Source organism: Tianweitania sediminis, from assembly GCF_017813335.1.
Lineage (GTDB): Bacteria > Pseudomonadota > Alphaproteobacteria > Rhizobiales > Rhizobiaceae > Tianweitania > Tianweitania sediminis.
Genome location: NZ_JAGIYY010000010.1, coordinates 77102 through 88747 on the forward strand (window position 1 = coordinate 77102; position 11646 = coordinate 88747).

Sequence of the window (11646 nt, forward strand, 5' to 3'; positions counted from 1 at the left end):
GTCATCAGCGTCGCCCAAGATTCTGCAGCAACAGCAAAGTCGCCACGCCGAGGAGCATGCAAGCCACAAACAACGCGGCCGCGAAGGAAAGCACGTTGCCCGAAAGCCAGTTGGCGACCACCAGGCGCACATTGGCGAACGTCAGTGGACCGGTAGGGCGGAAATTGAAGGTGCTGACGGCGTGCGTCGAGGTAGATTGTTCTGTAGCGTTGAACAGCACCATTTCGCCGCCGACCCGGTTCCATTGGGGCGTTTGCGCGAGACCTTCAGCCCCCTCCCACAGCGCATCTGCTGTTGGGGCGGTGACCATGGTCCACACGGCTTCATCGTCCGGTGCCGGCCGCTGTGCGATCAGCAGGGACGTTTCAGCCGAAGGGGTGAATTGGTCAGCTCCGCGCGGCGTCAAGCGCAGCGATTCCAGGGTGATGTCGAAGTTCCGGTTCAGCCACTCCTGCAAGGAGCTGACTTGCCCGCGCCAGCCGGCATTGGACAGTTGATCGCGCCACTTTTCGAACGTCGCGGTGGTTTGCTGCAGATCGATTTCCGGCTGAGGCAAGGCTGTTTCGTCGCCCCAAGCCATGCGGCTTTGCGGCGCGATGCCGACCTGAGCCAGCACCTCAGGCTGGAACTGCGAAATCGGCCCGAAGAACAGGGCGTCGCGCTCGCCGACCATGGCCATCGAGCTGACCGGTTCGATGGCCAGGGGACGACCTGCCGCCACCGACATCTTGGCGAGAAAGGTGGCGGCTGTGGAAAGCGAAGCCGTTCCGCCGCCATTGATCACAACAGGCGTCGGCTGAGGCGAGCGGTTGTAAGGAAAGCCGGTGCCAGCGAGGCCCGCGAGGTTTGGAACCTGAGCCATGCGGGCGAAGTCAGGCATCTCGAAATTACTGGTGTCGAACAGAACGAAGCGGCCTCCGGCATCGGCCTCGCCCCCCGGCACGCAGGCTTCATCGGCCGCGGTGCGCAGATGCGCTTCAACGGCAATCGTGTTCGCGCCCGGCCGGAAGTGCCGCATGGTGACCGAAACCGGCAACTGCCGCAAAATAGCGCCGCCGCCGCTTGTGATCGGCAGCGTCGAAGCGATGTTGCCATTGACATAAACGTCGATGTGGCTGCCGGGCAGAACGTCGGCCGTGTACGCGGCATCCAGCAGGATCCGGGCTTCGCCATAATCGTTGGCGTAGAAGTCGGCTGGAATGCCGATCAGGATCTCTGTTCTGAAGCGCCGCCCCGAAAACTCCTGCGTCGACGCGCCAAGTTTGGCGAAGCTTTGCTTGCCGCCGGAAAAGAAGATCGGTGCATTCGGATAATGCCAAGCCTGCGTTGAAAGAGCACTGCGCTGGGTGTCTATGGGGCGATCAACAGGTGTGGTGATGGTATCCACCGCTGTCTCGATGGCCTGCCACGTCGGTCCGGTCACGACCATTGTTCCGGCGCCGGTTTCCGGGTCGTCCACGAAGCTGATCGTGGGGGAAACCGAAGCTCCGTTGGGCACCTCCGCCAGAACGCGCTGGACATCGGCCGGCAAGCCTACCACGATGTTCAAGCTGCCGGAGCCTGCTGGCCTGACCGCCTCTTGCGTGATCTGGACGCTCTGGTTCGGCATGTTGGCATAAACGGCCAAACCTTCTGCCAAACGTAAAACGGGCTTGGTTGCGGTGACAACATCAATGCCGGGCGCGATGATGTTGAAGCGGGTTTTCCCGGCCGCATCGACGCCGATGCTGGCAACATCCTCCAAACGCGTCATGCGGCGGGTGTCGCCGCGGAATGACAGATACGTCCGTTCCGGTGCGATCTCCGTCCAGAGCTCGTAGGTGGATTCAATCGTGCAGTCTGTTCGATGGCGTTGCTGCGCTGCAATCGTGATCAAGTTCGACCCTTGCCGGACAAGGCCTGCAGGCAGCGGAACAGCGACTTCGCTGATGCCGTCGGGGCTTTTTACCGGGTTTTCCAGGATCGGAACGCCGTTTACGAAGACCCGAAGCACCGAGGTCTCGGGCGCGACAACGATTGCGTTCTGGTAAGCCACGTTCAGCGTGGTTGCGGCTTCCGCTTCTTCCGCGCTGAGTTGTATGGTCCACTGCTTGCTATCAATTTCTCCGGTCAGTGACAGGCGGTCACTGGGAATGACGTATCGCCGTAACGTCGCATCGGTGGGGGTTCCCGAGGGGGCAGGCCTCGAGGCGATGGGCGCGGGTGAGGGCGCAACAGGGAGCTGCCCATTCGATGGGGCGGGGCTCGGAGCTGGTGCCGCTTTTGCAGCTGGTGCGGGAGTTGCAGGTTGCCGCGCTGGCGGTTCGGTCTTGACGGGAGGAGAGGCCTTCCTTTCGGGTGACATGTCGAATGGAGCCGGCTGGCTGGACACCAGTCCGGTGGAGGCAAGCAGCAATGCAAGCAGGGCGGCTGTTCGGGTCATTGATGGGCAACTGCTTGCACGTTGGGCGGGGTGAGCGCGGCTTCCTGCTCGCTGCGGGTTGAGCGGAACAGGTAAACGAGGCCGCGATAGGTCTGGAAAAGCGCCAGTCCAAAGAACCGGACCGAGCCCCGCACCAGTCCAGGATTGCCGCGACGCGACATCTGGAACTGGGTCCACTGGCTTGAATCGGCAAAGACGAGATCCGCGATCAGTTTCTGGTGCATGGGCGCAGCCGGTGAAAACAAGCAACCGACAGCGGTTGTTTCACCCAGCGTCCGCACGTTGCGCACGGTCATCGGCAGAACATGTTGCTCGGCATCGAAGTAGGTCTTGAAGCGAACTCCTGACACGTCGCTGATCTTGGCCGCCGACGCATCATGGCCGTAAAGCACGATGCGCGCGCCATACACGTTGACGTCCTCGATGGTGCCGGGGAGCCAGCGATCCCCCATCTGGAAGTCGCAGCGACGGCTGACCTTGATGCGCCGCGTGATCTGCTTTTCGCCTCGCTCCGAAACGACGCCCAGCGCCGCGCCCGCCATGATGAGGTTCAACAGGTTCCAGCCGCCCACCACCAGCGTGACATCGGCTTTGTAGGGTTCGGTGATGACGCGGTAGATCGTGACGCCGACCGCCACGAGGAGCACGGCGAAAATGATAAAGAAAGGCGCGGCGATCTCCGACAAGCGGCTTTTTGAGATCGACTCGTCCTTCGCCGTCACCTTGAAGGTCGGCTTGCTGGGATGAAGGATGACCGAAACCACGGCCGGCAGCAGGTGGACCGTTTGCACATATTCATAAAGCTCGGAAATCCAGGGCCAGCGGAATGCCCCGTAAAGGTAGTTCTGCATGATCAGGTTCACGATCATGTAGGTCAGCGTATAGGCCATGAACTCACCGCCTGATGCGGTGAAGATCTCAAGATCGAAGAAGAGGTAGAAAAGTGGCGCGACCAGAAAGATGGCCCGCGGAAACGGAAACAGCCAGAACAGCGTCGAGGACATGTAGCAAAGACGCTGCGGCAGGGAGAGGCCGCGCTTCAGGGGCGGGAAGCGATAGCGCAGGATCTGCATCATGCCCTGCGCCCAGCGGCTCCGCTGGCCGATAAAGCTTGCAAAAGTTGCTGGCTGAAGACCGGCAATCAAGGGGCGGTCGATGTAAACGGACTTCCAGCCCTTGGCGTGGAGCGCCAGGGCCGTTTCGCAGTCTTCCGTGATCGAGACACCGCTGAAGCCGCCGGTTTCAGCGAGGGCCTTCCGCGAAAGAACAGCCGCAGACCCGCAAAAGAAGGATGCGTCCCACTTATCGAGCCCGCGCTGGATGATGCCGTAAAACATCTCATTTTCGGACGGCATCTTCTCAAAAGTCTGGAGGTTTCGCTCCAGGGGGTCTGGATTGAGGAAGAAATGCGGGGTTTGCACAAGGAAGAGCTTTGGCTCGTCCAGGAAGTAGCCCACCGTTTCCAGAAGGAAGTCGCGCGCCGGAGCGTGGTCGGCGTCGAAAACCGCAATCAGATCGCCCGTGGAGTGAGCGAGAGCGTTGTTGAGATTGCCGGCCTTGGCATGCTCGTTGCGTTCACGGGTGATGTATGTTGCGCCCAGATCCTGGGCGAGCTGCTTCAGCTCGATGTGGCGCGCTTCGGCTGCGTGGGCATCCGCAACCTTGGCAGAGTTGCGCTTCTGCACGCTTCCGCCGTCGTCCAGCAGCCAAACCTTGAACTTGTCGGCGGGATAATCCATCGACACACAGGCCGCGATGGTCTTGGCAAGAAGATCGGCGTCTTCGTTGTAGGTGGGGATGAATACGTCGACGGTGGGAAGATTTTCGCGATTCTGGCCCTGTGCTTTCGCGCGCGACGGCTTGGATGGAAGCGGGAGCGCAACCACGAACAAGCTGATGGCCAGCATCATGACACTGTACATTTCAGCCATGTACAGCAGGAAGCCTGGAATGAAATCTTCAGGCTGGTTGAAGGGCGGCAGGGTGCTCGTGGTGCGCCAATACACATAGCGTAGAACGATCGCGGTGCCGAAGGCCAGCGAGATCAACCTCCAGATGCCTTCCGGCTTGATGGTCTTCAGCACCATCATGACCACGAGCACGAAAAGGCCCGCGATGAGTTGGGCCCGCAGGTTGATCGGGAGGGTGACGAGCGCCAGGACGATGATCGACATCACTGCCCAGATCGCGATGATCCCTAACTTTCGCATCTGGGCTGATCTCCCACGGATCGCAGCTGGCGGAAGAGATTGCACGCAGTCCGTCCAGAGTCGGCTTTCCTGAACCAAAGAACATGTTCGGTTAATCGCCGGTTAAGATCGGTTAACCGACGGGCTCAAAGCCGCTTCTGGTGTACCTTTCCTTACGGTGCAGGGTACAAATCGCGGCGCGGCGTTAGTTTCCAGGCGGTGGGGGCACGATGGTGCTGGCGCCGACGATAGCTGCCGCGTCGGTCGGCGGTACCAGCGTGGTGCTGACCGCGCCGGGCGGTGGCGGCGGAACAACCGGGCCGATCGGCTGCGGCAGCTGCGGCTCAGCCTGCCGGGGTGCCGGGCGGGCCGTTGGTCGGCGCGCCCTTTGTACGAGACGCGGGGGAGGCGGTGCCGGGGGCAGCACTGTTTCCACCTGTCCGCGCGCAGAAGGATACAGGTCGGGTCCCGGGGCGCCGAGGCCCTCCGGCGGCTTCGCAGCTTCGCCATACGGGTTCCATCCCGTTGCATCTACGAAGGCATTGACGGTGTAGCCATACATGAAGGCAAGCAGGTCCGCCTCGCTTGCATCCGCCTGGCAAAGTCGAACGCGAATGTCGATCGAGCCTCGGTCGTTCCACGAGTACTCACGCGACCGGATGCGCTGAAATCCGTAAAGGCAGGTTTCCGAGCCGCGGCGTCCCACGGCATAGCCGAATGGTCCGTAGCGGTTCTGGACGTAGAAGGGGCTCTTTTGCATCGGCAGCCCCGGAACAGCACGGCGGATGTCATTGTCGACCGAATGCAGCGGCAGGAACTCTTCGGGCATCCGGGTCTGGCCTTCGGAGGGCGCGCGGATTGGACCATAAAGCCGCACCCGAAGTGAGTTCTGCCCCGGGAGGCCGGACCTGGTCGCAAGCGCGATGTCCTGCTGGATGCCATTGGCATAGGTGCGCTGGGTTACGGCAACGATCGCGGGTCCACCGGGCGCCGGCAACACGTAGGCTTCATTCGCCGGAACGACCCGATCCAGCCCGGCCGACCCGACCTGCATGGAGCGGGTACATCCTGTCACCGCGAAAAGGGCAAGTGCTGCCAGCAAGCTGGCGCGGCGTCGATAGGTAAACAGGGCGCATGTCGGCATGGCTGCAGGTTAGAAGATTCGAGCGCCAGCCAGAAGTGCTTGGGATCTCTCCTGTCCAGACCGGCGCAAGCTTCGAAGCATTCGAACGAAATCAACAAATAAGCCGAAACACTTCTCGTGCAGTAGCTCACGCCAGGGGGTTGTCTCTAGCGCAAGCGCATGAAAGGCGGCGGCGGTGAATCCTACTGCTTACGAGCAATATCTTCTTGAACTGATCAACCGGGCACGTGCCAATCCCCTGAGCGAGGCGACGAGCCTCGGCATCGATTTGAACCAGGGGCTCGCCTCTTCTTCGATCAACTCGGACGGCAAGCAGCCGCTGGTTTTCAACGCCACACTCTTGGACGCCGCACGCAGTCACAGTGGCTGGATGCTGGACACCGATATCTTCTCGCATATCGGCGTGAACGGATCGAACCCAGGCAATCGCATGGCGGCAGCAGGCTACAACTTCGCCGCACCTTCTGGTTGGGCCGAAAACATCGCCTATACCGGCACCACCGGCGTCTTGGACCCGAAAACCCACACTTTGCAGAACCACGAAAACCTGTTCCGGAGCCCGGGGCATCGGGTGAACCTGATGGATGCCGACTTCAAGGAGATCGGCATGGCGACACAGGTTGGCGAGTTCTCGTCGGACGGCCGCGTTTTCAAAACGATGATGGTGACTGAGAACTTCGCTTTCTCGGGCTCTCAATCCTATCTCACCGGCGTTGTTCTGGACGATCGCGACCGCGACAAATTCTACGATGTCGGCGAAGGTGTTGGCGGCGCCACAATCAAGGCCAGCGGAACCGGCGGATCCTTCGAGACCAGCACCTGGGGCGCGGGCGGTTATTCGTTGGCGCTGCCATCCGGCACCTACACGGTCACGGTCGGTTATGCGGGGCGCGAAAGCACCACCACGGTCTCCATCGGCTCACAAAACCTGAAGCTCGACGCGATGCTGGCGGACATGCAGGCGGCAACCATTGCGCGCACGGAAGATTCCGGCCCGAACGTGCCGCTGGGCGTGATCTTCACGGGAACGGAGGGTTCAAGCGTCTACCAGGGCACCAGCGGCTTGGATGCGATTGTTTATGAAGGCGTGCATTCCGGCTTCACCTGGTCGCTCGACACGTCGGGAGGGCTCGCCCTCAACAAGCCTTCAGGCGATCGCGACATGCTCCTTGCAATCGAGCGCATAGGCTTCGCCGATGGCGTTCTGGCCGTGGATGTGGGGATCGACGACACCGCAGGGCAGGCTTATCGCATCTATCAAGCTGCCTTCGACCGGACGCCGGATGCAGCGGGGCTGATCTACTGGATCGATCGCATGGACGACGGTTTGAGCCTCGGCGATGTCGCAAAAGGCTTTCTCGCGTCCCAGGAATTTGCATCGATCTACGGCACCGGGGTTTCCGCCATCGACTTCGTGGATCGGCTCTACGAGAACGTCCTTGGAAGGTCCGGCGAAGCCGCCGGCCTGGAATATTGGGTCGAGCAACTCGACACCGGCGCGCAGGATGCGGTGGACGTGCTCGTCGGCTTCTCGCAAAGCGCGGAAAACGTCGCCCTGGTGGGGCAGGCCATCAGCAACGGTGTTTGGTTGCCGGGCGCCCAGTTCGCCTGAAGCAAGGCAGCCGAAGCCAATAACGGCAAGCACAGGGAAGTGACCCCCTGACGCATTGGGCAAAGCGCGTTGGCCGCGTTATAGGGTCTTCCGCAAGCGAACGGAGCCGGAGCACCTCAACCATGGCGATCGACGTCGGCTACCTCAGCGCCATCGGCGCAGGGGCCCTGTCCTTCTTGTCGCCTTGCGTTTTGCCGCTTGTTCCGCCCTATCTTTGCTACATGGCCGGCGTCACCGTTGACGATTTCCGACAGGGCCAGGCGGCGCCGGCTACCCAGCGAACCGCGCTCGTCGCGGCAGCTTCCTGCTTTGTGCTCGGCTTCTCCACCGTGTTTGTGATCCTTGGGCTGACGGCCTCCGTGTTTGGTCGTTTGCTTCTGCAATACAAATACGAGCTTGGTCTCGTTGCAGGCGTCGTGATCGTGGTGATGGGCCTTAACTTCCTTGGGCTCGTGCGAATCCCGTTTTTGTCCCGCGAAGCACGTTTTCAGGCTGAAGGCCGGCCAGCCAGCATGCTGGCGTCCTATGTCATGGGGCTGGCTTTCGCCTTTGGCTGGACGCCCTGCATCGGACCGGTGCTCAGTCCGATCCTGACGCTTGCCGCAGGTCGCGGAACCGTGGGCGAGGGCGCCGTGATGCTGGCTGCCTATTCGTTGGGACTGGGCATCCCCTTTCTGGCTGCGGCCCTGTTTTCCGGTGCCTTCATGCGGTTCCTCGCCCGCTTCCGCGTTCACCTCGGCCGTGTTGAAAAGGTCATGGGAGCAGCCCTCGTAATTGCCGGCGTTGCCTTCATCACGGGCGGCATGCAAAGCTTCTCTTATTGGCTCTTGGAAAGCTTCCCCGCGCTCGGGATGCTTGGCTGACGACCTTCATTCATTTTTTGCCAGCGTTGCGATAAACGGGAACGGCCAATCGTCCCCGGGGAACCTCGCATGACCGATCGCCGCTGTTTGTCCATCGTTCTGGCTGCCGGCGAAGGCACCCGCATGAAAAGTGCGCTGCCGAAGGTCCTCCACAAGGTCGCCGGGCTGCCGCTCGTCGGCCATGTGGTTGTAGCCGCTCGCGCAGCCGGCGCCGGTGACATCGCGGTCGTTGTCGGGCGTGGCGCCGCCGAAGTGCAGGCGGCCCTTGGCGACAGCACGCTTGACGTCTTCACCCAAACGGAGCGCCTCGGAACCGCCCATGCGGTGCTTGCGGCCCGAGAAGCCCTGGCGCGCGGCTACGATGACGTGCTCGTTCTCTTCGGGGACACGCCGCTGGTTGAGGCCGAGGCGCTGACCCTCGCCCGCAGCCGGCTCGCGCAGGGTGCCGCCATCGTGGTGATGGGCTTCCGCACCGAACGACCCGCGGGTTACGGTCGGCTGATCGAGCAGGATGGCGCACTGCTGGCCATTCGCGAGGACAAGGATTGCACCGAGGCTGAACGCACGATCACCTTCTGCAACGGGGGGCTGATGGCCATCAGCGGCCGCGATGCATTGTCCCTGCTCGAGGCTGTCGGCAACAGCAACGCCAAGGGCGAATATTACCTCACCGACATCGTGGCGATCGCACGGGAACGCGGCCTGCCGGTGGTTGCGCAGGAAGTCGGCGCCGAAAGCGTCATGGGCGTCAACAACCGGGCCGAACTGGCGGAAGCGGAAGGCATTTGGCAGCGCCGCCGCCGCACGGCCGCGATGCTCGACGGCGCGACCCTTCTTGCACCTGAAACGGTCTTCTTTTCGCACGATACACGGCTTGGCGCCGATGTGCTGGTGGAACCGAACGTCTTTTTCGGTCCCGGCGTGGAAGTGGCAGCGGGCGTCACGATCCATGCCTTTTCGCATCTTGAGGGCACAAATGTGGAAGCTGGCGCGGAGATCGGTCCCTTTGCCCGGCTGCGTCCCGGCGCCAAGCTTGGCCGCAAGTCCAAGGTCGGCAATTTCTGCGAAGTCAAGAAGGCAGTGTTGGGCGAGGGGGCCAAGGTCAACCACCTCACCTATATCGGCGATGCGAGCATTGGAGCCGGCTCCAACATCGGAGCGGGAACCATCACCTGCAACTACGACGGCTTGAACAAGTTCGAAACCCGCATCGGCAGCAATGCATTCATCGGGTCCAACTCGTCGCTGGTGGCGCCTGTTTCCATCGGTGATGGCGCGTATGTAGCGTCGGGAAGCGTCATCACGCAGGACGTGCCAGCAAATGCGCTCGCCTTTGGCCGTGCCCGGCAAAAGGTGATCGAAGACCGGGCCGATGATCTGCGCGCTCGTCAACAAGCCATCAAGGCAAGCGCCAAGAAATAGAGAGCGGCGTCAAACAAGCTGAAACGTCTGGTCATTATAAGTGACTTCTGGATGAGCGTAGCCGGCCGTAAACGTCCTGCGCTTGGAACAGCGATTCCTGGGGGCATTCATGTGCGGAATTGTCGGCATCGTCGGTCGTGGCGACGTTGCACCTTTGATTGTGGATGCTTTGAAACGCCTCGAGTATCGCGGCTATGACTCGGCCGGGGTGGCGACCCTGGACGGCGGGCAGCTTGACCGCCGCCGGGCTCAAGGCAAGCTGGTCAATCTCGAGCGCAAACTGAAGGAAGAACCGCTCGGCGGCCGCATCGGGATCGGCCATACGCGTTGGGCCACGCATGGCGTTCCGAACGAGACCAACGCGCACCCGCATTTTTCGCATGACGTGGCGATCGTCCACAACGGGATCATCGAGAATTTCGCCGAGCTCCGCACTGAGCTGATGGCCGACGGCTATGAGTTCTCATCTCAGACTGACACGGAAGTGGTTGCGCACCTCGTTGCGCGCGAACGCAAGAACGGCGCGGAACCGGTTGCCGCTGCGCACAACGCGCTGAAGCGCCTGCAGGGCGCTTTCGCGATTGCCCTGATGTTTCGCGGCGAGGACGATCTTCTCGTGGCAGCCCGGAACGGTCCACCTTTGGCTGTTGGCCACGGCGAAGGCGAAATGTATCTCGGCTCGGACGCGGTGGCTTTGTCGCCCTTCACCGACGTGATCACCTACCTGGAAGATGGCGACTGGGCGACCGTGCGTCGCGACAGGGTCGAGATCTTCGATATCGAGGGTCGGCCGGTGGAGCGGTCGCGCACTAAAGCGCGCTCAACCAGCTTCATGGTCGACAAGGGCAACCACCGGCACTTTATGGAAAAGGAAATCCATGAGCAGCCGGAAGTGATCGGCCATACGCTGGCGCATTATCTGGATTTCGTTGGCGGCAAAACAAAGGACATTGCGCTGCCGTTCGACTTTGCCAAGCTCGACCGATTGTACATCTCGGCCTGCGGAACGGCCTATCTCGCCGGATCGATCGCCAAATACTGGTTCGAGCGCTACGCCCGCCTGGCTGTCGACATCGATATCGCCTCGGAATTCCGGTATCGCGAAATGCCGCTGTCGCCCAACTCGGCGGCGCTGTTTATTTCGCAGTCGGGCGAAACCGCCGACACCCTGGCCTCACTTCGCTATTGCCGCTCCGCGGGCGTGCCGATCGCGGCTGTGGTGAATGTCCAGGAATCCACCATTGCACGGGAAAGCGACGCGATCTTTCCGACACTGGCCGGCCCGGAAATTGGCGTCGCGTCGACAAAGGCCTTCACCTGCCAACTGTCGGTTCTGGCGAGCCTGGCAATCCGTGCTGCAGTTGAACGCGGCTTTGTTTCGCCCGAGCGTGAACGCGAGCTCGTCCGCGAGCTTTCCGAAACACCGCGCTTTGCTTCCGCTGCGCTGAAGCTTGACCGGCAGATCGAGAAGCTTGCCCGCGAACTGGCACAGGTGAAGCACGTTCTTTACCTCGGCCGTGACACCAGCTTCCCGCTCGCCATGGAAGGCGCCCTGAAGCTCAAGGAAATCTCCTATATCCACGCCGAAGGCTATGCGGCCGGTGAACTGAAGCATGGGCCGATCGCTTTGATCGACGAGTCGATGCCGGTGATCGTGATTGCACCGCATGACCGCATCTTCGACAAAACGGTTTCCAACATGCAGGAAGTCGCTGCCCGCGGGGGCAAGATCATCCTGATCACTGACACGGAAGGGGCGCGGCGCGCCACCATAGACGCGCTCGAAACGATCATCCTGCCCACCGTGCCCGAGCTGATCGCCCCCATCGTTTACGCCGTCCCGATCCAGATGCTCGCCTATTTCACGGCGGTGTTCATGGGCACGGATGTGGATCAGCCACGGAATCTGGCGAAATCCGTCACGGTGGAGTGATCGCGAGGACGCACTTTGTCTTCGCGCTGTCGCTTGATTGAGTTTTGCTGCAGCGCCCTGG

General features: G+C 61.6%; 7 protein-coding genes. 4 read left to right on the forward strand and 3 right to left on the reverse strand.

What is annotated here, in order from left to right; translation table 11 throughout:
• Positions 1-4: 4 nt before the first annotated feature.
• From J5Y06_RS20130 to bcsN, 3 genes are all read right to left on the reverse strand, one after another.
• Positions 5-2422, reverse strand: coding sequence for a cellulose biosynthesis cyclic di-GMP-binding regulatory protein BcsB (locus J5Y06_RS20130; protein WP_209336991.1), 2418 nt, complete (start codon positions 2420-2422; stop codon positions 5-7).
• Positions 2419-4632: a UDP-forming cellulose synthase catalytic subunit gene (bcsA, locus tag J5Y06_RS20135; RefSeq protein WP_209336992.1), complete on the reverse strand. Its 2214-nt coding sequence runs from the start codon at positions 4630-4632 to the stop codon at positions 2419-2421. Before bcsA ends, J5Y06_RS20130 begins: the two co-directional genes overlap by 4 nt.
• Before the next feature lie 184 nt (positions 4633-4816).
• Complete coding sequence (gene bcsN / locus J5Y06_RS20140; RefSeq protein ID WP_209336993.1) at positions 4817-5665, reverse strand: cellulose biosynthesis protein BcsN; 849 nt, start codon at positions 5663-5665, stop codon at positions 4817-4819.
• A gap of 265 nt (positions 5666-5930) precedes the next feature.
• On the opposite strand from bcsN, the gene J5Y06_RS20145 reads away from it, so the two are divergent.
• The 4 genes from J5Y06_RS20145 (at position 5931) to glmS (ending at position 11585) form a co-directional block, all read left to right on the forward strand.
• Entirely contained in the window at positions 5931-7367 is a 1437-nt protein-coding gene (locus J5Y06_RS20145; protein WP_209336994.1) for a DUF4214 domain-containing protein, read from the forward strand.
• Between the two features lie 122 nt (positions 7368-7489).
• Entirely contained in the window at positions 7490-8230 is a 741-nt protein-coding gene (locus J5Y06_RS20150) for a cytochrome c biogenesis CcdA family protein (RefSeq protein WP_209336995.1), read from the forward strand.
• Positions 8231-8299: 69 nt separating this feature from the next.
• Positions 8300-9652: a bifunctional UDP-N-acetylglucosamine diphosphorylase/glucosamine-1-phosphate N-acetyltransferase GlmU gene (gene glmU, locus J5Y06_RS20155; RefSeq protein WP_209336996.1), complete on the forward strand. Its 1353-nt coding sequence runs from the start codon at positions 8300-8302 to the stop codon at positions 9650-9652.
• A 109-nt stretch (positions 9653-9761) separates the two neighbouring features.
• A complete protein-coding gene (glmS, locus tag J5Y06_RS20160) occupies positions 9762-11585 on the forward strand; it encodes a glutamine--fructose-6-phosphate transaminase (isomerizing) (RefSeq protein WP_209336997.1) in 1824 nt (607 codons plus the stop codon).
• Positions 11586-11646 lie beyond the last annotated feature (61 nt).

Bases quoted from the DNA above. Each gene is read 5' to 3' on its own strand.
- J5Y06_RS20130 (WP_209336991.1), bottom strand. From the start codon at position 2,422: ATGACCCGAACAGCCGCCCTGCTTGCATTGCTGCTTGCCTCCACCGGA.
- bcsA (WP_209336992.1), bottom strand. From the start codon at position 4,632: ATGCGAAAGTTAGGGATCATCGCGATCTGGGCAGTGATGTCGATCATC.
- bcsN (WP_209336993.1), bottom strand. From the start codon at position 5,665: ATGCAGGTCGGGTCGGCCGGGCTGGATCGGGTCGTTCCGGCGAATGAA.
- J5Y06_RS20150 (WP_209336995.1), top strand. From the start codon at position 7,490: ATGGCGATCGACGTCGGCTACCTCAGCGCCATCGGCGCAGGGGCCCTG.
- glmU (WP_209336996.1), top strand. From the start codon at position 8,300: ATGACCGATCGCCGCTGTTTGTCCATCGTTCTGGCTGCCGGCGAAGGC.
- glmS (WP_209336997.1), top strand. From the start codon at position 9,762: ATGTGCGGAATTGTCGGCATCGTCGGTCGTGGCGACGTTGCACCTTTG.